The organism is Helicobacter pylori oki112 (genome assembly GCF_000600085.1).
GTDB classification, from domain to species: domain Bacteria; phylum Campylobacterota; class Campylobacteria; order Campylobacterales; family Helicobacteraceae; genus Helicobacter; species Helicobacter pylori_CY.
In genome coordinates this window covers 1066532-1087682 of record NZ_CP006821.1, presented here as the reverse complement: position 1 = coordinate 1087682, position 21151 = coordinate 1066532, and the positions used below count along the sequence as shown (strand labels likewise).

Annotated in this window: 18 protein-coding genes and 3 pseudogenes; 9 read left to right on the top strand and 12 right to left on the bottom strand. The window is 33.9% G+C overall.

Annotated elements, in window-relative coordinates; genetic code table 11:
• The first annotated feature begins 51 nt into the window (after positions 1 to 51).
• From HPOKI112_RS05125 to HPOKI112_RS05090, 8 genes and pseudogenes are all read left to right on the top strand, one after another.
• Positions 52 to 345 (top strand): hypothetical protein, encoded by a 294-nt coding sequence (locus HPOKI112_RS05125; protein WP_025276165.1) that lies wholly within the window; start codon positions 52 to 54, stop codon positions 343 to 345.
• The gene (locus HPOKI112_RS05120; RefSeq protein WP_025276164.1) at positions 338 to 601 is read left to right on the top strand and encodes a hypothetical protein; all 264 of its coding nucleotides are present in this window, start codon (positions 338 to 340) and stop codon (positions 599 to 601) included. Before HPOKI112_RS05125 ends, HPOKI112_RS05120 begins: the two co-directional genes overlap by 8 nt.
• Positions 598 to 897 carry a hypothetical protein gene (locus tag HPOKI112_RS05115; protein ID WP_025309899.1) on the top strand — a complete coding sequence of 100 codons (300 nt, stop codon included), beginning with the start codon at positions 598 to 600 and terminating at the stop codon, positions 895 to 897. Before HPOKI112_RS05120 ends, HPOKI112_RS05115 begins: the two co-directional genes overlap by 4 nt.
• Positions 897 to 1836 (top strand): annotated as a pseudogene (locus tag HPOKI112_RS05110) (CpaF/VirB11 family protein). Before HPOKI112_RS05115 ends, HPOKI112_RS05110 begins: the two are co-directional and overlap by 1 nt.
• Positions 1833 to 2288, top strand: coding sequence for a hypothetical protein (locus HPOKI112_RS05105; protein WP_025276161.1), 456 nt, complete (start codon positions 1833 to 1835; stop codon positions 2286 to 2288). Before HPOKI112_RS05110 ends, HPOKI112_RS05105 begins: the two are co-directional and overlap by 4 nt.
• A complete protein-coding gene (locus tag HPOKI112_RS05100) occupies positions 2285 to 2575 on the top strand; it encodes a hypothetical protein (RefSeq protein WP_000159826.1) in 291 nt (96 codons plus the stop codon). The genes HPOKI112_RS05105 and HPOKI112_RS05100 overlap by 4 nt, the downstream gene beginning before the upstream one ends.
• The gene (locus HPOKI112_RS05095; protein ID WP_025277016.1) at positions 2576 to 3133 is read left to right on the top strand and encodes a hypothetical protein; all 558 of its coding nucleotides are present in this window, start codon (positions 2576 to 2578) and stop codon (positions 3131 to 3133) included.
• Positions 3134 to 4861: a type IV secretory system conjugative DNA transfer family protein gene (locus HPOKI112_RS05090; protein ID WP_025276159.1), complete on the top strand. Its 1728-nt coding sequence runs from the start codon at positions 3134 to 3136 to the stop codon at positions 4859 to 4861.
• A gap of 270 nt (positions 4862 to 5131) precedes the next feature.
• Here HPOKI112_RS05090 and HPOKI112_RS05085 read toward each other — a convergent pair whose 3' ends face one another.
• A complete protein-coding gene (locus HPOKI112_RS05085; RefSeq protein ID WP_015086299.1) occupies positions 5132 to 5413 on the bottom strand; it encodes a type II toxin-antitoxin system RelE/ParE family toxin in 282 nt (93 codons plus the stop codon).
• Positions 5406 to 5720 (bottom strand): hypothetical protein, encoded by a 315-nt coding sequence (locus HPOKI112_RS05080; RefSeq protein WP_025276158.1) that lies wholly within the window; start codon positions 5718 to 5720, stop codon positions 5406 to 5408. The genes HPOKI112_RS05085 and HPOKI112_RS05080 overlap by 8 nt, the downstream gene beginning before the upstream one ends.
• A gap of 258 nt (positions 5721 to 5978) precedes the next feature.
• Between HPOKI112_RS05080 and HPOKI112_RS05075 the strand changes: the two are divergent.
• Positions 5979 to 7866, top strand: a pseudogene (locus tag HPOKI112_RS05075) (relaxase/mobilization nuclease domain-containing protein).
• 24 nt (positions 7867 to 7890) lie between these two features.
• Here HPOKI112_RS05075 and HPOKI112_RS05070 read toward each other — a convergent pair.
• The 10 genes and pseudogenes from HPOKI112_RS05070 to HPOKI112_RS08660 all read right to left on the bottom strand — a co-directional run bounded on the left by HPOKI112_RS05070 (position 7891) and on the right by HPOKI112_RS08660 (position 19878).
• A complete protein-coding gene (locus HPOKI112_RS05070; protein WP_025276157.1) occupies positions 7891 to 9075 on the bottom strand; it encodes a hypothetical protein in 1185 nt (394 codons plus the stop codon).
• Positions 9076 to 9106: 31 nt separating this feature from the next.
• Positions 9107 to 9391 carry a hypothetical protein gene (locus tag HPOKI112_RS05065; RefSeq protein ID WP_000394639.1) on the bottom strand — a complete coding sequence of 95 codons (285 nt, stop codon included), beginning with the start codon at positions 9389 to 9391 and terminating at the stop codon, positions 9107 to 9109.
• An 81-nt stretch (positions 9392 to 9472) separates the two neighbouring features.
• Positions 9473 to 10129: a ParA family protein gene (locus HPOKI112_RS05060; protein ID WP_025276156.1), complete on the bottom strand. Its 657-nt coding sequence runs from the start codon at positions 10127 to 10129 to the stop codon at positions 9473 to 9475.
• A gap of 266 nt (positions 10130 to 10395) precedes the next feature.
• Positions 10396 to 12174: pseudogene (locus tag HPOKI112_RS08105) on the bottom strand (helicase-related protein); the annotation flags it as partial.
• 68 nt (positions 12175 to 12242) lie between these two features.
• Positions 12243 to 13472 carry an RNA-guided endonuclease InsQ/TnpB family protein gene (locus HPOKI112_RS05045; RefSeq protein WP_025309897.1) on the bottom strand — a complete coding sequence of 410 codons (1230 nt, stop codon included), beginning with the start codon at positions 13470 to 13472 and terminating at the stop codon, positions 12243 to 12245.
• Positions 13459 to 14097: an IS607 family transposase gene (locus HPOKI112_RS05040; RefSeq protein WP_025276154.1), complete on the bottom strand. Its 639-nt coding sequence runs from the start codon at positions 14095 to 14097 to the stop codon at positions 13459 to 13461. The genes HPOKI112_RS05045 and HPOKI112_RS05040 overlap by 14 nt, the downstream gene beginning before the upstream one ends.
• Positions 14094 to 14288: a type II toxin-antitoxin system HicA family toxin gene (locus HPOKI112_RS05035; protein WP_001114660.1), complete on the bottom strand. Its 195-nt coding sequence runs from the start codon at positions 14286 to 14288 to the stop codon at positions 14094 to 14096. Before HPOKI112_RS05035 ends, HPOKI112_RS05040 begins: the two co-directional genes overlap by 4 nt.
• Entirely contained in the window at positions 14281 to 14499 is a 219-nt protein-coding gene (locus HPOKI112_RS05030) for a type II toxin-antitoxin system HicB family antitoxin (RefSeq protein WP_000906664.1), read from the bottom strand. Before HPOKI112_RS05030 ends, HPOKI112_RS05035 begins: the two co-directional genes overlap by 8 nt.
• A 70-nt stretch (positions 14500 to 14569) precedes the next feature.
• The gene (locus HPOKI112_RS08665; RefSeq protein WP_412127282.1) at positions 14570 to 16294 is read right to left on the bottom strand and encodes an SNF2-related protein; all 1725 of its coding nucleotides are present in this window, start codon (positions 16292 to 16294) and stop codon (positions 14570 to 14572) included.
• 2786 nt (positions 16295 to 19080) lie between these two features.
• Positions 19081 to 19878 (bottom strand): helicase, encoded by a 798-nt coding sequence (locus HPOKI112_RS08660; protein WP_412127281.1) that lies wholly within the window; start codon positions 19876 to 19878, stop codon positions 19081 to 19083.
• Positions 19879 to 21151 lie beyond the last annotated feature (1273 nt).

Sequence of the window (21151 nt, the reverse complement as noted above, 5' to 3'; positions counted from 1 at the left end):
TATTCTAAATAGTGTAAAATTAAAATACAATATTAAACATAAGGATTACCAATGGAACTCAACCCTGAAGAAGAATTACTGAACACTCTAGAAGAAAGCAAAGATGCAGAATATGTGGAGCTTTGCAAAAAAGTAGTAGAGGCACAAATGGAATTAAGAAAAGTTATGGATAAACGCCTAGAAAATGAAACCAAAGAGTTAAGATCCAGAATGCAAGCAAGTATTACTGAAAGGCTAGTTTCAGAAATTTTAAATACCGAAGAGCATTTTTCAAAAAAGATTATCCAAAACGAGAAACCACTTGAAATTATTTTTGATATAGAAAGGACTTATAACAATGATTGATGGAAATTTTAATTGCGATAAAAAGCTTGCTCATTTAAATGAAGAGCGGCCCATTTTAGAAGCGCCTAAAAAAGATAAAAAACCTAAAAAGCCTAGAAATTCTAAAATTAAGGATTTAGATTTTTATGCCTCCTATGTGAGCAAAAATGTTGAAATCCAAAAAAAATTTGATGAGACTTATAGGTTGTGTGAACAAAAACAGCAAGAACTCAATAGTTTATTAAAAGAACTAGAAAACTTAAGGAAACAATTATGAAAGAAAAATTAGACAAATTATTAAAATTAGAGCTTAATGAATTAGATAAACTGGATTTAGAAAAAGAGTTATCTAATCTAAAACTCACAAGCCATAAAATCTACCAAGAATACTTACTAGAAAAACACGAAATTTGTGAAAAAAACCTAGAAATTAAAGCTAATAATAAAAGGCTTTCCAAAATACACCATCTATATTTTTTAGCTAAAAGAATAGAAGATAAAAGAGAAAAAGAGCGCATTGAACTTCAAAAAAAAATGTTAAGGGATTTTGGTAATCATCAAGGAGAGCCATAATGATTTCTAATCTTTTAAAAAGTTACCTTGATGACTTTATGCCTATTTTAAGCCAGCCTAATTTAAATGAAGTGGTTTTTAATAAAGAAAAAGAGTATTTCTTGCACCGCCCAAAGGAAAAAGTGAGGTGTTTTAATGAAAAATTTACCAATGATTATTTGTTGGTTTTTTGTGAGCAATTAGCCATTTTTAGAAACCAAAAATTCACTCTAAAAACGCCTAAGTTAAACACTTCTTTGCCTTACACGCAAATTAGAATTAACGCATTACACCCTAGCATTATTGCTAGTTCTAATATCTCTATCAATATTAGAGTGCCTAGTAATTTTAAGTTTGAAATTAACGCTTTTAAATTAAGTGAGAAATGTCTGGCTAAAAACATTACCTATGATTTTTTACTTAACTTAGTAAGTGCAGGTAAAAATATTTTAATCAGTGGTGGCACAGCTAGTGGTAAGACTAGCTTTGTTAATTCTTTGATTGAAAATATTCCCAAAAACGAAAGGGTGGTTACTATTGAAGATAGTCCTGAGTTGAAAATCAGTAATGAAGACCAAGTTAATATTTTAGTAGATAAAAGTGGGAGCGGATTTTTTACTTATGAAGATGGCTTAAATGCGGCTATGAGAATGTCTCCTGATAGATTATTATTAGGCGAAATTGACACGCATAACACTGCGTTATTTTTGCGTTTAGCAAATACTGGGCATAGCGGAATGATAAGCACCTTACATGCTAATAGCGTGGTAGATGCTTTTATAGCTATTTGTCAGAATATAAACTTGAATAAAGGCGGTAAGCCTACACCTAAAGAAACGCTTTTAGATTATTTTTGCACTGGTATGGACTATGTTATCCAAATCAAAAAAAGGTAGCGATAGGATAATTGATGATGTTTTAAATGTTAAAAACGAATTTAAAAAGGAGTTGGTGTTATGAAAAATCCAAGACTTTACAGAAAATCTAAACAAAAAGAGGGCGCTAAAAGGATGGAATTTTTATTGGATGTTAGATGTGTCCAAATTTTAAAAGATTTAAAAACTAGGCATAACAAGTCTTACACCAAAATTGTAGAAAATCTTATTTTAAATAGCCAAATTAGTTTCTACAAACAGCAAAAAATCACAAGCGCTTTAGGCAGTTTAGCGATGCTTTATAGCTCATTGAATGCGACTTGTTCTAATTTTAACCAGATTGCTTACCATTTAAATAATGCGGCGCTTTTAGGAGAAAATGTTATCCATTTTGGCTTATTGCAAGATATTGAAATACAGCTGAAAACTTGGAGTGAAAAAACAAAAATTTTAAACCTAGCTATCAAAAAAAGCGCTTTCATCGTAGCACATTGTTTAAAAGGGGATAAGAAAATTTTTAAAGGGATGAATTTATGACAAAAGAAACTGATATTGATTTGATTAGAAATTATTTAGAAAAAATGGCATCTATTATTAAAAGTTCTCAAAGCATTATCAATGCTCCCCATTTTCTAAAAGATGGAAATCAAGCAAAAATATTACAAGAAAATCTAAAAGAAAATTTCACTCTTTTAATGGAATATATTAGTGAAGTTTGGGTTAAAAGCGAAGAGGAGTTTGAAGAGTTTATGAAAGATGAGAGTTTTGAGAATGATTTTATGCATTTTATGAGTTTATTAGATAATAAAATCAAAGTAGAATAAATGCAAATTTATAAGCCTTATTGCTATATCATTTCTATTTTAGCCATTCCTTTTATTTTTTTAGGTGTATCGCATTATTTCTTAGATTTTCCTAGTTTTTTAGCGAGTTATAACTATCTAAAAAAGATTATTATTAATCTACATAATTTTCCCCATTTTAAATTTGAGATTTATTTTTCATTCTTTTGTGCGTTATTACCGCTATTTTTGACAGCCTACTTATTTTTTAATGGGCGCAATATGGATAGTCATGGCAAGGCAGTTTGGGCTGAAATGAAAGATATTATTAAATACGAATATAGGATTTTTAATATTCTTAAAGGCTTGTTCTTAATTTTGTTTTTACCTCTAATGCTTGTTGTCTCTAGCTTTACGCTATTGCCTATTTTTATAGGGTATATATTTTATGAAGTTTATCAATTTGCCAAGAAAAGACCTAAGGTTTTCTTTACGATCTTATCTTTTTTAGTAGTGATTTGTGTCTTAACCTTTATATTTAGGGGATTTTTAAGTGTAAAACTAACGCTATTTATGAAATATTTAAAAGGATTATTTTAAATGAGAGAAAAATTCAAAACATTAAGAGATAAATTTAAGGATAAAATCAGCAATTTATTCCATAAGCTTAATAGCATTCAAAAAGATTATTACACTAAAACTCTCCCTAAGGCTTGCAAAGATGTCTTTACGCTAGGTTCTTCTAAGAGTTATCCTATGACCTTAAATTTTAATAAAGGTTTTTGTGTGGGGCTGTATAAAGGTTTAAATTCGCTTAAGCCTACTTATTATGATGCTCCGCTTTCTACTTTAATTATCGCTCCTCCTGGAAGTGGTAAAACCGCAGCTGTGGCTGTGACTAATCTTTTAAATGTGCCTAGCTCTTGTGTGGTGTTAGATATTAAAGGAGAGTTGTTTGATTTAACGGCTGGTTACAGACAACAAGTTCTAAAAAATAAAATTTTTGTATTTGATCCCTTAGGAAATGATAACACGCTTAAATTCAATCCGTTTGATAAACGCATTGTAGAAAAATTAGATTTTAACAGAAAGCGAAGGCTTGTAGATGAAGTGGGTAATACTATTTTTGCTGAAGATGGGGCAAATAAAGACCCTCATTGGACACAGCAAGCTAAAAATTTATTTGTCTTTTACGCTCTTTATGATTTGTGTGTGCATAACACTAGCACCTTTTTTGAAATTGCAAGCGCTCCTATAAAAAATTATGTCCCCTTAATCAATCCACAAAGCCGATTTTATACTGAATTATATGAATGTCAAAGTAGCGATAATGGTTTTGTTAAAGAGAACGGGCGCTATATGGCTAAAGTAGAAAATGGCGTTAAAAAAATGAAACCTAATGTCAATGTGGAATTGCTATGGTATAAACAAGTAGCCGAACAAGTCTATACTGACCCAGAAAATCCTAAAAATTATGATGGATCTGTGAATAATTTAGAAAAAGACGATCAAGGCAATATTATAATGAAAGAGGGCATGTTAGATCCTATTATTAGAAACGAAGCGAACAAATGGGCTAAGGCGAATGATAAAGAGTTTGCAAGCATTAAATCAGTTTATAGCCGTTTTATGCAAGTCTTTACAAGCTATCAAGTTAAAAGCGCTACAGATAGCATGAGTTTTGAATACGAGGATTTAAGGGCTGACAATATTTCACTCTATATTAAAATCGCTCAAACAGATATTGACACACTCGCACCGCTTATCCGTATCCTTTTGGAAAGTATTGCTAAAAATCTTTTATTGAAAGAGAGTAAGAAATTTGAAGAAAGGGTTTATCTCTTTTTAGATGAATTTGTGCGTTTTGGTAAATTGCCTTTTTTATTAGAAATGCCAGCATTAAGTAGGAGCTATGGTGTGGTTTTAATTTTTATCACGCAATCCAACGCTCTTATTGAAAAATATTATGGTAGAGAAGATGCAAGAATTGTTAATAGCACCGTGGCTTACAAAATAATTTTCAAAATGGATGATTTAGAATATGCTAAACAGGTGAGCGAAGAAGTCGGTAAGATGACTAGAAAAACACGAAGCCACTCTACAGAAAAAGGACAACTCATTACCGGAGGGACTTCTAGTATAGGAAAAGAAGCGTGGGACTTATTGAGCACGCAAGATATTATGAATATTGATAAAGATGAAGTGATCGTTTTAGTAAGCGGTCATAAGGCTAAACCCTTAAAGTTAAAAGCGAATTATTATTTCAAAAACAAAGAATTACTCTCTCGTATTAACTGGGAAGTCAAGCCCAATGAAGAAGTGTTTTGATGAATTAAAAAAGTTTGCATGAGTATTTTTTAATTGCTTTTTAAAAATCGCTTTCTACAACTCCTTATCCTTGTTGCTAAAAAAAGAATGCGCCAATCTGTAACACAGATTTGCGTTAGATGATTAGCAAGATTTAAGATAAAGATTAACATTTTTGTAGTGTAGCTTAGCGTAGCTTATTTTTAGAAATTAGCATGTTCTATTTTAAAGTTAGCGCGACTTGAATTAAAAATTAGCACGGATTGTTGTAGATAATTTTTTAGCGTTTGATCACTTTTTAAATAGCTCGCTATGAGTGTCTAGACGCAATAAAACAAGTTCGTTTTCTTGTTTTTTGATTTCATAAATCAATAACAAGTTTGGCTTAACATGACACTCTCTCAGCCCTTTAAGATTGCCACTCAAAGCATGGTCGCAATATTTTTGTTGGAGTGGTTTTTGTTTTTTTAGGCAATCAACAACGCTTGCAACATCGCTTTCTGTAATACGCCCAGATAAAATATGCTTATTAAAGTCTTTAAGAAAATCTTTCTTAGTTCTGACTTTAAGCATTACGCCTTTCTCTTTCTTGTTTTGCTATTTGTAAAAAATCATTGAAGTCTCCAAACGAAACATCGCATTCTGGGTCATCTTTTGAGACGATCGTATTTAACAAACTTTGTGTGGGTTCTTTTTCTTGAGAATGTTTTTGGGCTAAAACTTGTCTGATCATTCGTTCTTGCAATTCACACTCTTGAATTTTTTTTATCGCCTTATTTTTATCCCCTTCTGCCTTAAGCAATTGTTTTTCAATGGAGTTTAAGAAATTGTGCAGTTGCTTTTCATTGTATTGCGAGTAATCTGTAATAATATTTGACATATTGAACTCCTTTTTAATAAGGGATAGTTAAGAGAGATTATAGCCCAAATTCTTTTAAAATAAGTTTTTTTGATTAAGTTTGATTTAAGAATATCTTAAAAGTGCGTGTTTTAGCCACCTGTAAGGTCAAATTGACTTCAATTTTTACGGAATTGAAGTGTTATCCTGCACTTTAAAAAGGGGGAATAATAATGTTAGAATAAGGGCTAAGAAAGTTAAAACAAGCGAAAGTTTTTGGGAGGATAAAATTACAATAAAATGGCGTTAGAAAAAAGTTATAGTAAAGACTTTGAAAGCGATGAGCTTTTTGATTATGAGATCATCAAGCCCAAAAAGACGCTTAAGATACAATACACTTATGCTAAACGCTACTATAAAGAAGTGGAAAAGTTTGCTAAAAATTTAACTCAACTGACACAAGAAGAATTTATGCATTTAAGAGAGCCACAAAAACAAGTGGTCATCAAAAACATAGGCAATATGACACGCTTGCATTCAAAAAGAGCGATGGATTATACCGCTAAACATGGTGATCTAGTGAGAGATGAATTTTTTAGTGCAGTTGATTATGATGATATAGCAGAGCAATGGAATGAGCAATTTGAAAACTTATTAGAAAAGAATAGCCGTATTAAAAATTGTGCTTTACATCTGGTGTTTAGCATTGATGAAAATTGTAATGAAAAAAATTTAAAAGTTTTGGAATTAAGCGTGTATCAAACACTCACTAACACGCTAGGTTATGATTATCCTTTTATAATGAAACTCCATACACACCAAAACAATCCGCATGCGCATGTGATTATCAACAAGACTAACAAAATTACCAATAAGCAACTACGCTTTAATTCTAAAGACAGCTGTAAAGAGTTTTACCACACATTAAGAGAAACGTTTAAAGATTATTTATTTGCTAACTCAAAAGGCGAATTGCAATATTCTAACACGCCTAATATTTATAAAGCGATTAAAGACATAGAAACAGAGTTAGATACGCTAGAAAAACAGGCTAGAAACAATAAGAGTTTTAGGCATGAAAACTATTTTTATAAAGTTTTGGGCAGTGCAACTTCTCAAATAGAAAGCTTGAAAAAAAAGAGAAAATGCCCTATCTGATCATTTAGATAATCTAAAAAATTTATTGGAAAAAACACATTGGGAAAAAGAAAAATTCACGCCCCCAACAAATGAAAAAGAACTTAACCAACAACTTAAAGAAATAAAATGGTTAAATAAAGAATCTTTAACCCCTAAAAACACTTATAAAAAAACTCAAAAATTGGTTGTCTGTAAAAGCCCTTTAATAAAAGATTATCTTTATACCACCAAAAAACTTTTTGCCACACAGAAAAAGATTATAGATTTAGAAAAAGATTATAAAGATTTAAAAGCCTTAAAGGAAGAATTTAGCAAAGATCTAGAAGCTGATTTATCCCATTCAAAAAAACGCTTTGAACTTTACACTAAACTAAAAAGCATGAGCAAAGTTTTCACAAGTAAAAACATTGTTAAAAATTTAGAAAAAATTGCTTTAGATTTTAAAAGCGATAGACATAGTATTTCGCAAAGAGCTTTTGAATTTTTTAGGTATATGAATTATCAAAATTTAAGCTTGACTGATAAAAGCAATATGTTTTTAGTGGCTAAGTTTTTTAAAGATAGCGCTTTACTTGTTAATATTGCTAGGTTTGAAATGAAAAAGATAGACGATAGTGTTAAAAATTCTAACCCACAAGGCAATTTATTGGACAAACAAGCTTGGCTTAATCTTTTAGAACATTTAAAAAGACTTGAAGAGGAAAACTATTGTTTTGCTAAGAAGCGAAAAGAATTCTTAGAAACTAGAGCTATGGAGCTATCAAAAGATTTGAAATTTTTAACGCAAGCTAATGAAAATGATTTGCCTATTTATGAGAGAGGGCAAAGGGATAAAATCATTAAACGCTGTGAAAAATCGCTTAATTTTTTGCAGAAAGAATTACAATGCTTTAAAACCTTATTAAAAAGCGCAAGTATAGCTTTAGAAAACTTGCAAAGCAACTATCAAATCACAGCCGTTACACAAGACACGCAAGAAAACACAAACGCGCTCAAAAATACCAATGAACCCACAAACCCTAACAATAACTATGAAATGGATTTTTAAAACCATCCATAAAATTAAATAACTTTACTTAGCGTATTTTTTAACCAATTCTTCTAAAGTGAAGCCCAAGCCTTTGTTATCGTCTCTCAATTGCTCTTTTTGGCATTGTGAAAAATTTTGCTCCACTTCTTCTTTAGTGTTAGAAGTGTCTAAAAGACAAGTTTTTAAGTCTTTTTGGTAATCTTGTATGAATTTGTCAAAGCGCTCTTTGTTGTTATAGAGTTTGGCTTGCGATTGGGTGCAACTATCTTTAAGGCTGATAAACTCTTCTTTTTTATGTTCGTTACGCTCCATGCAAATATCTGCAGCAAAAGCGATTAAGGCATCTTTATTCTTTCTCAACAGCTCTGCAGATTGAATAGCCAACTTGTTTGCATCAATAAAAGGGCTTTGCTTTTCTAATTTAGGGTTCATCTCTAAAGCGATTTCTTTCAAGCTCTTATTTTCCAAATGCGTTCTTTGGCAATGGGTAGATTTTTTATAAGAGCTTATATAAACGCCATTCATAAGAGCGGCTTTTTCTAATTTAGCATCAACTTTTTTAATGCAAAAAGAAATGGCTGATTCAACGCTCAATTCTTTAGAGCTAGAATAAGGGTCGTGAAATTTTTCATGCACTTCTTTTTGGCATAGTCTTTCCTTGTTAGCTAAATTGGGCGCATTTTTAACGCATTCTTTGGTGAAGTAAGGGATAATGTATGGTTTATATTGCGTGTATTCTTTTTCAAACGCTTCTAATTGTGCGAGATTAATTAGTCTTTCTTGTCGGTCTTTTTGTTTTTCATAAGCGTTAGTTTTATCCATGCATTGTTCTTTTAGTTCTGGGTTATGGAAGTCAGAGCAGCTAAAACGACGCTCTTTTTTTTGAATGATGGGCGTTAAAAGAGTGTTTAAATAGGCATCGTTTCTTTTAAAGCACTTATCCTTTAAGCCTTCATTAGTGAAATCACCGCATTGATACTGATCGATCTTTTTAGTGATGATTGGTTCAATAAGCTCTTCTTGAGCCTTTAAACACTGATTTATCCCATCGTATTTTTTAGGGAAAGACCACATTTCTTTTTGGCAATCGTATTTTGGGTTGTTTTTAGCCTTAGTCAAGTGATCGTTTAAAATTTGCTTATCTACAAACGCACACCCGCTCACGCCTAATCCCATTAAACATGCCAAACTCAACGCTCTCAACTTTAAAAGTCTTGGATTTTTCATTTAAGCTCCTTGGTATGAAAACACCATAAAATCACAACTTGCTCGCCTTATCTAAAAGCATTTGCTTCATTTCTTTTTTCTTGTGTTCTAAATAAAAAACAATAGCGTCTTGAACAAACACGCTTTTATTTTCTCTGAACGCTCCAAATTCATTCAAATACTCTTCTACGCTATTCATCACTTTCTCTGAAATATAGAGCGTGTGGGCTTTTTTCCTGTCTTCTTTTTCATGTTTGTTTGTTTCATGCTTGTTGGCATTCTCAAAGCGATTTTCTAAATCGCTCAGCCTATCTTTTTTAGTGTTTTTAAATTCCATATTTATCCTTTAAAGTAGATTGTTTTTAATATCATAACACAATTAAGCGTTATTTAGAATTAAACTATAAATTATACCATTTCATTTTTTGCCCCCTAAATACCCGCTCAATTCATCATAGAATTGAGACCATTCGTTTTTAGCTTTATTGTCATTGTATTCCATCACGCCCATACCTTCACTCACTGAACGCTTATAAGCTATCCTTTCGCTTAATACATTATCCATTAAAAACACGCTTTCATTAGCGTTATTTTGGTTGATAAAATCAATGAGAGCTTTTTTCTCTTTAAGAGTGGGGATAGTAGGGATGCGGTTCATCACAATACAAGCTTTTAAGTTTTCATTCAACGCTTGGATGTCTCTAATCCTTTCTAGCATGTCTAATAGCACCGCTATGTCTAGTTGGCTTGGCGTGGTGGGTATTAGCACCCAATCGCTCAATAGCATAGCCCTTTGGCTTTCTTTGGAATGTTCGCCTTTAGTATCAATAAGGATGTATTCGTATTTATCCATCATCTGTTTTAGGGTGTCTGTGATATTGCCTGTGCGATTAAAGAGCGTGAAATTGGGCAAACTTGTTTCACTCCTAATATTATTAAACACTTCCAAACTCTTTTGACTATCAGTGTCTAATGCGGCAATATCTTTCTTGTCTAGCAATAATTGAACGCACAAGTTCAAACACAAAGTGGATTTACCGCTCCCTCCTTTTTCATTGGCTATGGTGATTATCATCGCTTATTCCTTTATCATTTTGTTAAACATATTTTAAATACAAATAGCTTAAAAGTATATAAAATAAAAAAACTTAATACTATGTTATTGTAAATAATTATGTTATCTATTAGTTCTTTTTGAAATGGTTAGTAGAATTTGATTAGTGGTGGTTTTTTAGGGTGTTTTTAAAAAAAGAAAAGTTTAGAGAAAAAGAATATTAAAAGGCATTACGCTAAATTCAATAACATTATTTAAAAACATGTTATTGAAAGCATTAGTGAAGCTCACATCCCCATGTCATAATCATCATTAGCCGCTTTTTTCATTGGCCTATGCACTTCTTGGTTGGCTTGTTCTTTTATCTCTCCTGTTACACTCTCATTCTCTAAACTCGCTCTTTTTTCAGCGTTCATTTTCTCTAAGACTTCTTTAGATTTAGGGTTGAACACAGGCTTATAATCTCTGTCTTTGCTCATTTTAGCTAAATCATCTATTAGAGTTTTATGATCCCATTTTAAAGCTTGCAGGTATTCTAGTCGTGGGTAAGAAGGTTTTTGCTCCACTAACCTTGTGTATTTAGCGATATTTTCTTGAGTGGTTTTAAGGGAGTTTTCTAATTCCTTGATTTTTTCAGGGAGTTTAGTGATAGCGTTATCCAACCTTTTTAAAAACCCATCAAATTTAATCTCACCGCAGAAATTATAAGAGCTAAACATGTTGGCAGTATCGTTTTTATAAACCATATTGCTAGGGCTATAGGCAATATTTGGATTGTCTTTAGGGATTAAACTAAACTCCACTTGATACTTAGTTTTATAAGCGTTCACCACAAAGCCCTTGTATTCTAAAAGCTTACAATCTCTTTCCTCATTGAAAAACAAGTCGTTCAAATTGCTTGCAAATTGCTTTTTAATAGCGTCTAGCTTTTCTTTATTTTGTTCGGCTATTTGCTTGTTTTGTTCTTTGAGTTTCTTGTGCGCTAATTCTTCACTCATAGAGGCGTTTTCTTTTAAAGGCTCTACTTCTTTAACTTTGATAAGCTCATAATCCTTACTCTCTTCATTTTTCAAATCATAGAGCTTGATCTCTGTATGAGTGGGGATTATTACAGATCTTTGAAGCGTTTCTAAATCTTTCAATTCCTGTTTGAGATAATCCCATTGAGAAGAGTTGTTTTTCAAATTCTCTTCATTGAAGTAATTTTCTTTATTGAAAGCTTTGTATTTTGCTTCTTCGTTTTTGATTTCAGCCCTCAATTTGACTTCTTCAATAATTAAGGGATTGCCTGTCGCTTCTGCTTTCATCTCACTCGCATTAGAACTCCCCATAGTGAAGTCTTCTAATTCATTCAAGCCTAATTTGTGCGCGTTTCTAAATTGCTCTATGCCTTTAGATTTAGTCTCTATGATTTGCCACATACGGCTATCATAAGTTTTTTCAGTGGCGTAGCGATAGATTTTCATTCTAAAATTTTCAGGATCGTTTTGGTGCAAAATATTGCCTTGTCTTATCCCACGCCCTTCCATTTGCAACAATTCATCAGGTCTCCATGGGCAATCTAATTCATGCATAGCGACTAATCTAGCTTGCACATTAGTGCCTACGCCCATTTTAGCAGGACTGCCCAATAATACCCTAACTCCGCCATGATTGAGCTTTTTAAACAGATCCTGCTTTTGCTCTTCGGTTTTAGCGTCATGGATGAAAGCGATTTCATTTTGTGGGATACCCATTTGGACTAAATGCCTTAAAACATCGCTATAAACATCAAACGAACAGCCTTTAGCTATCTATTCATCTAAATTGACGCTTTTAGCCTTTCTCTCTTTGAGTTCGTTCTCTAATTCTTTCTTGCTAGGAGCGATAAGATTGCCATTTTCATCATAACTAGACAAGCTCTCTAAAAGTTCTTGAGCTTCATCTAGGGGATTTTTATTTTCTATCTCATGAGCGTTATCTAACGCTTCTAAACTCACTTTTTGGCTATGGGTTTTAGGTGTGGATAGCCCTATGAAACCAAGTTGTGTGCCTTTAGTGGCATGAGTTTCTAAATAATTCTCATGTCTAAAAAACTCTTTAATCTTATTAAAAGTATTTAAAAAGTTATTTTTTGTAAATTTTCCCATCGTGTTTAAAACGCCAACGAGATTTTTACTGGAGTAAACACTACTCCGCTATCCCTTAGAGTTTTCACTGCATCAGGGAATACTTTTCTTAAAATGCCGATTGCACCGTTAATATCGGCGTTTAGGGATTTGCCTATGCTAGATTTAAATAGCCCTCGTTTAACTCTTTTACCTAAATATTGCTCGTGGTGCTGCATAGGTTCGTTAGCCAAGTGGTCGCACTTGCTCGTAAATCTCTCTTCTATTGAATGCAAAATTATCCCAACTAAAGCGCACTTGTAGGCTAGTTTTTCAATAAAGGATTCATAAGGGATATTAGTAAAGTTCTGATTGGTTCTCTTGCCTAGCTTTAGCTCTTGTTTCCAGCCATCATTTTTACCGATGACAATTGTAGAAATGCCCTTTTTTAAGCAATGCCCCACCACATAGGCGCTCGCCTTGTGCATAAAATCATTGACTTTACACTCCCGCCATAGAGCTAATTTGCCTAAGCGTTTTGTCCAAAAGCGCTTATTTGAAGTCTTGGCTTTGGCTTGATAATGGGCTTTGAGTTTGTTAAACCACTGATTGACAGACTTCACCCCTCCGCCTTTGATAATAAAAGGACTACTTTGATTATCTATTGCAGTTACGAAGTTGTTCAAGCCTAGATCAATACCCATAATGCCAATGCCATGAGTTTGTGGAAGTTTGTGCGTGGTTTGCTCATAGACAACTTCCACGATAAAACAAGTGGTTTTAGGGATTAAGCGTACTTGCTTTAGCCTAGAAGTTTGAGGGTTTATTTTAGTGATAAGTCTTTTTAAATTAGCTTTTTTTGGGAATTTAATTTTTGTCATGCGCCCTTTCGTAAAGCTAGTTTGCTGGTTTGTTAAAACCCCTATAGATACGCCATCTTTTGGTTTGAATTTAGGGATTTTTGGACGCGCTAGAAAGCTAGAAGGCTTGAGTTTGTAAGCTTTAAGGGCTTTTAAATAGCTTTTCCAATTTTGAGATAAAAGCATTAATACCTGTTGCGCGCTTTGGGCAGGCAAAGCTTTGTAATCTCTTTGGCTTTCTTTGACAAAGCGATTGATTAAATCGTAGGCTGTAGGCAACTTAAAACCTGCAAAGTAATACTCTCTTAAAATAAAATTAGCGTAGTTGTAAAGGTTTTTAGACAGATGACAAAAGTCCTTAATGCGTTTAAAAATGGGGTGCGTGGGTCTAATAATATGACGTTCAGTCAAGGTCATCTGTTTCCCCATTAAGAGATTTTAGCAAGGCTGGATTAACCTTACTCTCTAAAAGCAACTTTTTAGCAATGCGGCACTTAGAATACATCTTCATAGAAAAAGAATGGATTGTTTGCATGATGTCCTCAAACAGTTCTTGCTCTAAACTGATTGATTCACACTGATTGATAATAACGATTTTAGTGCCATAATCGCTAAATAGCTTTTCTACTAACTCATAGCTCAATCTAGCTAATCGGTCTTTATAGGAAATATAAACCGCCTTAATTTTAAACGCCATTACCGCATTAAGAAGTTCCATAAAACCCTTTCTGTCCAAAGACATGCCGCTTTTAATATCAGAATAGATACTATCTACAGATATTCCTTTAGCATTTATAAAAGAGATACAGTTTTCTATTTGATTGTGCAAGTCTTGTTTCTGCTTTTGAGTGCTTACCCTAGCATAAACTACATTCAGCCTACCATCTTCAATTCCTGCTAAAGAATAGACATCAGAATCGTTGTATATGTATATATAGTAACCATTGGGTTCTTGTTTAACTCGTATCTTTCCACTTTTAACATACTTCCAAAGAGTAACACGGGATATTTTTAAGATCTTTAAGACTTCTTTAGATTTCATTTAAGGATATTTTCCATGATTTCTTTCACTATTTTAGGGTGCAAGATTTCGCCAGAATGAAAAGGCAAAACCTGCCTGATTTTATCTTTCACATAAATTCTATGGCTGCCTTTTTGCCTAGAGAAAACAAATCCATTCTGCAATAATAGCTTCTCTGCTTCTTTAGCTGTGAGTCGTGGCAATTCAGGCAAAAGCTATCTCAATGGGTGCTATTACAGAATTTTTCTTAGAAAGAAAAGCTAACTCATCGGCTTCTAAATCTCCCAAATAAAGCTCTATGGCTTCTTTAATGTTTCTTAGGGCTTCTTCATAACTTTTCCCTTGTGATACACAGCCTTTTAGAAAGGGGACAAAAGCAAAATACCCATTCTCATCTTTTTCTATGACAGCGTTTATAAGCATGGCACTACCTTTGATTAAATTTCTTATGATTATACACATAATATATTTTAAACAAAATTAAATTGAAAGTTTAATGATAGATATTTTCTGCCATAGCATAGCTTTTAGAAAATTCTTTTTCTACTTTAGCGTTAGGGTCAATCAAGCGGTAATCCAAAGCCACTTTTCTAGCGTCTGTGGTGCAAGAAAGGATATTGTCTTGCCCTTTTTTATTTTTCTTGCCCTCGCATTTTTGCATCCTATCAATGATAGAGCCTTCATTATATTTGCCATTTTCTAAAGCCACGCCAATAAATTGAGCCACTTCTTCGCTTCTTTTCACCACCACATTGATAGGTTTATCCCCATACACTTTAGGCACAAAGTGGGGGTTATGCTTTAAAATATCATCATTAGAGACAATATCCGCAAAAGCTCTATACATAGTGCTTAAGCCTTGCACATCGCTAAATTTAGAAAAGCGATTAACCATTTTATAACTTTGAGCGGAAGTGTCTAATTCAAAATCATTCACCACTTCCCCATAAGTCTTAGCCCAATCATCAAAGAATTCTAGCCCTCTTTCTTTTAACACATCAGGGGTTAAATAGCGTTGTAAGTGATACATTTCACTTAAAGAATTAGCTATAGGCGTGCCGGTTAAAAACATGATTTTCTTATTGTTTTGATGCAAGTAGCGCGTTTTAATGAATAAATCTCTGGCGCGATTAGAGCCTTGTTGGTTACCAAGCCCTGCAATTTTTTCCATAGAAGTTTCAAAGGCTAGATTTTTGAATAAGTGGGCTTCATCCACAATCAAATTGTCAATCCCCATTTGGCTAATATCAATATGAGAGCCTTGTTTTTCTAAAATCGCATCGTATTTAGCGCGGATTTTATCCAACTTGTTTTTAAAGGCTCTTTCATTGGGTTTTTTAGTTTCTCTAGGGTTATTTTTATAAGCCAGTTCTTGCCTTTCAAAGTTTTTTTCGGCATTCACCAGCTCTTCTTCTTTCAATTCTTCTATGATTCCTCTAGGGTTAGACAATAATTCCAAATGGGTGTGCGCGATAATCACAGCGTCATAATTGTTGTTAGCGATTTGATTGAATAAAAGTTCTCTTTCTTTTTCAGTGATATCCTTGCTATCAACAACTAACACATTAGCGTTAGGGTAAGCCTTATAAAATTCATCGCCCCATTGCTTGGTCAAATGGTTAGGCACGGCAATGAGCGTTTTATTCACTAATCCCATGCGTTTTTGTTCCATGCAACTGGCTATAGCACACAAAGTCTTGCCTGCTCCAACCTGATGGTCTAAACACACCGCCCTATCTTGGATGGTTCTAAAAATAGCGTTCTTTTGGTGGGGTCGCAAGCTGATATGGTGGTTAAAGCCCTCTAGTTCTAATTGCGAGCCATCATAGGTTTTTAAAACAGAGTTGTTGAAAGTGTCATTATAGATTTGCTCTAAATGGGTTCTTCTTGCATAATCCTTGTAAATCCAGTCTTTAAAAGCTTCTTTCAATTCTTCTGCTTTTTGTCTAGCAAGATTGCTTTGCTCTTCATCAGTGATAAAGATTTCTTTTTTAGGGTCATTAGGATCAACTTGGGCGTATTTAACGCTCAAATCCTTGTTGTTTAAGACTTTATTTAAAAGGCTTTCAAAAGGCACTTTATAAGAATGCACTTTGTCTTTATGCCTGATGCCATAAAGCTCGTTTAATTCATTGTTTCTAGCAAAAACTTCATAAGCACCGCTTAGGTGTTCTACTTTGATGTCTTCTTTGAGATTGCCTAGTTGGTAATCTGTCATTTTATCGCCGTATTGCTTTTCATAATGGTTAGCGCTCAATTCTATTAAAAATTCTTCTAAATACTGAGTGGGTATCCAAGGGCTGTTGATATTAGCCATGATCTCAGTGGCTTTCAAATCTTTAGGGATAATCAGCTCTAAATCTTTCACATTAGCCTCTAATCCCTCCACGCCTTGATTGATGGCTTCTTTCACTTCTTTGAGTTTTCTTTTCACATTGCCGCTCAAATAATCGTTCGCTAAAATATAGCCGCCATTATCCTTGTGGTCTTTATAAATCAGTTTTTGCTCTAAAAGTTCTTTAATCGTGGTTTCTAAGCTTTGGGTTGTGAAATGATCTCTAATGAAATGCAAGTCCAAACCCCCTTTTTGATTGATGCTTGCAATTAATGCCTCTTTAGCGTTAGTGATGATGAGTTCTTTTTTAGGGTTTAAAGTCCTTTCAAAAAAGATTTGAGCTTTTTTGGCTTGAGCTTGCCTTGGCTCTATGTTTTGCATTTTAGCGCTTCTAGGGGTGATTTCTTTTTCAAACTCTTTTTCTAATCCTAAGACTTTAGCGCCATACAAATCTTGTTTGATGTCCTTACGATTTTTATTCTCATTGAGATAGCCAAATTTCTTGACAAATTCATCATAAACAAGATTGAGTTTAGCCCTCTTGTTTTCTAGCTCTAAATCAGAGCTTAAGGGGTTTAATTCCGCGCTCGTTAAATCATTCAAAGCGTCTTTAATTTTAAAATAGGCTTTTAGTCGTGAATCTTGGACTTTAGAGTTGGTTTTAGTGGGTTTTAAAAAGACGCCCATTTCATTATTTTGTTCTAGTTGGAAATAAAGATTATCCCACTTGACTAATTCCCCCCTTTCTAAATTTTTGATAAGCTTTTGAACTTCTTGGTAGCGTTCGTTGTTTGCATCAATGATGAGAGCGTCTGTTTTAAGGGTAGTCTTATGGTATTGATAGACGCCTTTAGGCAATTTTTCTATCGCTTGATTGAGAGCTTGGGATAAATCTAAGCTTTTATCTTCTAAAGCTTGTAGCTCGTATTTATAAATTTGTTCGCCATTTGTTTCAAAGCTATAGCGGGTTTTTTCCAAACTCAAATGCCCTAGAATGTTTTCAGGGTGGTTGATAAAGTATTCATTTAGGGTTTGTTCGTTGAGATTGATATTGTTCTTTCCAACTTTATCAATGAAATCTTTAATGATCTTATAGTCTTGTTCTTTATAGCCAAAGTTAGTAGTGTCTATTTTTTCATACCAGCGTTGCAATTTTTCTTGTTTGAAACCAAAATGGCTTGCAATCGCATTGACAATCTTAAGTTGATCGCTAGGGATAAAACTATCAAAGCGGTTGTTTTGCAAGGCAAAAAGGGTGTCATCATCCAAGTCATTAATGATCTTGTCATAATAAGGCATAGCTTTAGTGAAGCTTTGATTGGTTGCTTCATCAACGCCTTTTTTAAAAAACACAATGTCGCTAGTTACTTCAGCGCCTGTTGCTTTAAACACGCTATTAGGCAATCTTATCGCTCCTAAAAAAGTGGCGTTTTGCGCGATGTGTTCCCTCATTTTAGGGTTTTTAGCATCCATAAACCAAGAACTCACCACAAACGCTCCTATGCCATCATCTTTCAATTCTTTGATAGCTTTCCCTAAAAAGTAATTATGAACGCTCTCGTTACTCAATTCTTTGTCATAAAAGCTATAGATTTTATGATTGCCATAAGGAGGGTTGCCCACAAACGCATCGTAGTCTTGACAGAATTGGTAGTTTTCTAAAGCGGTGTTTTGGATGACTTGATTAGGGTAAAGGAATTGAGAAATATTAGCGCTAATAGGATCTAATTCTGTTCCCATAAAGCGGTAATTCTTATCGCTTGGCGCATGAGCGATGAATTTGCCTGTGCCTAAACTGGGTTCAAAGATTTCTTTTTGATGGTTGTCGTTATTAAACCCTAAGTGATCTAAAGCCTGATAAATGCTATCAATAACTAATTTAGGGGTGTAGTAAGCGTCTCTTGCACTCAAATAAGCTCTTCTGAATTCATCTTTAGTGAGTAAGGCGTTTAATTCTTTAAATTCTTCAGGGTGTTGAGCCTTTTTAAAGTAGCTTTCTAACCCACCCCATCCGCTAAATTGCGCTAGGATTTCTTGCTCTTTTAAAGTGGCGTAATAACCGCCTTTTAAGATCTCTTGTTTGGCTTGCAATTCTTTTAAAAGCTCAATAGCTTTTATGTTAGCCTTATAGCGGGTTTTAGCTCCCTTAATTAAAGCTTCTTCGCTCGGTTTAAAATCTATTTTAGGATTAAGGGGGATAGCTGGCGTGGTGGGTGTTTCTTGCTCTTTTGTTTCTTGTTTTAGCGTGGTTTGCGCGTTTTCTTGTGTGTCTTGCTCTTGCGCGGTTTGTTCTTGAGTGTTATTTAACTCTACGCTATTGTCTGCTATTTCATTCTCTTGTATGGGATTTAATCCTACGCTATTAGAAATAGCGTTTAAATCAATGGCTTGACTATCCAGCGCATTGAATGCGTTTAGCGTTTCATTCGTTGTTTCAATGGATTTTTTAATGCGATTTTCTAAAATCTCTAAGACTTTTTTAGGGCTGATTTTTAATTGGAATTTGTCATAAAAGATTTTAGTCGTAGGGTCTTTAAGGAGTTGTGTCCCTACAAGGCTATCTTTTAAAGGCTCGTTGTTTTGAATGGCTTCTAAGAGCCTGGATCTGAAGTCAGGCTCACTCGCTATGGTGTTGTTTCTAATAGCATTAAGCAGGCTTTCTAAATGGTCTAAATTTGATAAAAGTCTTCTCTTTTGATCCCTGTTTTCTTCAAGGTTTCCAAGTCCATTTGGTGCGCTGAGTCCTGCATGATGTAATCGGCTTTGAGCAAGTGGTAATACTGATTGATTTGAGCTTCCTTGAGCAATTCCATATCGCTCACTCCTTGCGCTCTCTTGATTTGCGCTTCCATTCTGTCTAGGGCTTTTGTCTCCATTTTCGTTTGCTCTATCACTGCTTTTATCAGGCTCATTATCGTTCCTTTCTCTTTGGTTTTCATGGTCTGTGGGAAATAATGAGCCCATCTGTCCATGATCAAAAAGGCGTAAGCGTCCAGTCTGTCCTGGCTGTTCTCTAGAGAGAGAAAGCCCCAAATCTCTGGAGCTATTTTGTTGATGAGATGAGGATTGCGGTGTCTGTGATACTCTTCTCTCATCGCTGGGATTATCCCCCTTTTCTTCGCTTCTTGCTCCATTTTCCATTCGGCTTGCTTGACTTGATTCTCCATTGCTATCTGCTCTTGCTGATACTCCATCTCCTCTAGATACATGTTCATGTAGTCTATCTCTCTCTCTATGGGATTTTTCTGAAACTGCCTGTTGGTCGCTAGATCGATAAACTCCTCTTGTTCCTCTCGTGTCTCTAGGCTCAATAAATAAACTAGAGTCTTGGTGTGAAAGTTCTTCATCACTCGATCGCTCCACTCCCTCTTGCAATCCTTTATGTTCGCTTCTGCGGTGAATTTCTTGCGGAATTCCTGCTCTAGTTCTATTCGGCTCATCTGCGCGATTTGTTCTTTCTTTTCCATTTTGTTCTCCTAAATTTTGTTGCTCTAATTCTAAATCAGCAATACTTAAATTTGGATTATTATTATCATTATTTTGAATAATATTGTTAGAAGTATTAGTCTCTATTGTATTGTTAATAGTGTTATTGTTATTTGCACTAGATTTTTGCCGCTCATTACCACTCTCTTTAGCTTGAATGATTGCTGCATTCAAGCTTACCAATTCGTTATAACGCTGTTTGTAAGCTTTTTCAAAATTGTTGGTGTCTCTTAAAATTTCTTTAAAAGGCTTGATGTCTCTTTGATTCCCATCGCCATTAACATAAACGCTTTCATAGTATTTTTGCAATTCAATTTTTGCTTGAGCGATTTCTTCCAAACTTAAAAGAGCGCTTCTTAAAGAATAATCTCTGTTTTCTTGCATAGCGCTTTGTTCTTCTTTAGTCCAGCCTAAAATAAAACCATTATTAAAGAAAAATTGCTTAATCTTATTAGCGTTATTGGCGCTGAGATGGTTTTCTTTGAGTTTATTTTCATTGATAAGCCTATGCATTTTCCAAGCAAAATTCGCGTAATCATCTTTATCTATCCAAGAATAATAATTTGTTGCTGAAAGCAATTGTTGTTCTAGGATTAAAGTATGCACTTCTTTAGCTAATTCAAATTCTAGTTTTTTAACTTCTTCATTGTCATTAGTATTCAGTTTGGTATTTTCATTGTTTATTGATTCAAAAGGCAGTTTGTCATAGAGCTTAAAATACTCATCGCTAGAAATACTAGGGATTATTTCTCTTACCAATTCATTATCTTTTGTTTTTTCTACTTCTTGGTAAATATCTTTAAGATAGTCGTATTCTTTAACGATTTCATTGCCATTTTCTAAGTTTTTCTTATGCGTTTCATTATGGTGGGTCAATTGGATTTCTAAACCTTGCTCTTTCAATTCTTCTAAGCTGTTTGTGTAGGTTAAAATGTCAATTTCTTTTGAAAAAAATTCTCTATTTCTTATGGTATCAATCAGATCGTATCTTTTAGTTATGCGCCTTTCAAACCCTTCCTCATTCGCTTCATAAACACGAGAACTTTCTTTTATCTCACCATTAGCAAAGAAATTGACATCTTCTTTGCTATTATCCTTATGCACTCGTCTTTCAAAGCTTAAATACCTTGCCCATTCAATAGGATTTCTAGAAACCATTCTTGCTGTATTGATTTGAGTTTTCACGACATAAGGGAGTGGCTCTTGTGTTTCATTGACCTTGTCTGATTCTTCAGCAAGATTGTTTGTTGCAAT